Below are 880 nucleotides of genomic sequence, written 5' to 3'. Positions count from 1 at the left end.
TTGTAGCCGGTGTCCTGGTTGGCGTTGATGCGGAAGCTGCTGATCAGGTTCAAGAGTTCGTCGGTATCGGCGGCAAGCGCCTCGGCCGAGGCGGTCGTTTCTTCCGCCATCGCCGCATTGTGCTGGGTGGCCGCGTCGAGCTGGTTCAGCGACGACGAGATCGAGCGCAGCGTGGTGTCCTGTTCGGAGGCCGAATGGGCGATCTTGCCGACGATGTCGCTCGCCGCCTTCACCTGGTTGGAGATCCGCTTCAGCGCTTCGCCGGCCTCGCCGACGAGGCGCACGCCGTTCTGCACCTGGCCGGAAGAACGCGAGATCTGGTCCTTGATCTCTTTTGCCGCAGCGGCGGAGCGCTGGGCGAGTTCGCGCACTTCCTGGGCGACGACCGCAAAGCCCTTGCCGGATTCCCCGGCGCGGGCCGCTTCCACGCCGGCATTCAAGGCCAGCAGGTTGGTCTGGAAGGCGATGTCGTCGATCACCCCGATGATCTTGGAGATCTCTTCCGACGAATGTTCGATACCGCCCATCGCGTCGATCGCCTGGGCGACGATCTGGTCGGAGCGGTTGGCCTCGGCACTGACCGAGGTGACCCGCTGGGCGGCTTCATGCGCACCTTCTGCCGTCTGGCGGACGGCGACGGCGAGTTCGTCGAGGGCGGCCGACGTCTCTTCGAGATTGGCGGCCTGGCGTTCGGTGCGCTGCGACAGCTCGTTCGAGGCGCGGCGGATTTCCTCCTTGGAACCGCCGATATCGATGCCCTTGGCATTGACCTTGCTCATCGCGGCCTCGAGGTGGACGAGCGCCTCGTTGAAGTTGTGGCGCAACGTTTCGTAGCGGGCGCCGAGATCGGCGCAGCGAACCGTGAGGTCGCCATGGGCCA

General features: G+C 65.6%; 1 protein-coding gene. It reads right to left on the bottom strand.

Going from position 1 to position 880, the window contains the following annotated elements:
• The coding region (locus MOV61_RS30075) for a methyl-accepting chemotaxis protein (protein WP_247139198.1) at positions 1–880 on the bottom strand (880 nt) is incomplete at both ends.

Origin of the sequence: Neorhizobium sp. BETTINA12A (assembly GCF_023006485.1) — a bacterium.
Taxonomy (GTDB): Bacteria; Pseudomonadota; Alphaproteobacteria; order Rhizobiales; family Rhizobiaceae; genus Neorhizobium.
The sequence above is the reverse complement of the archived record's forward strand: the minus strand, read 5'-3'. Positions and strand labels throughout refer to the sequence as shown.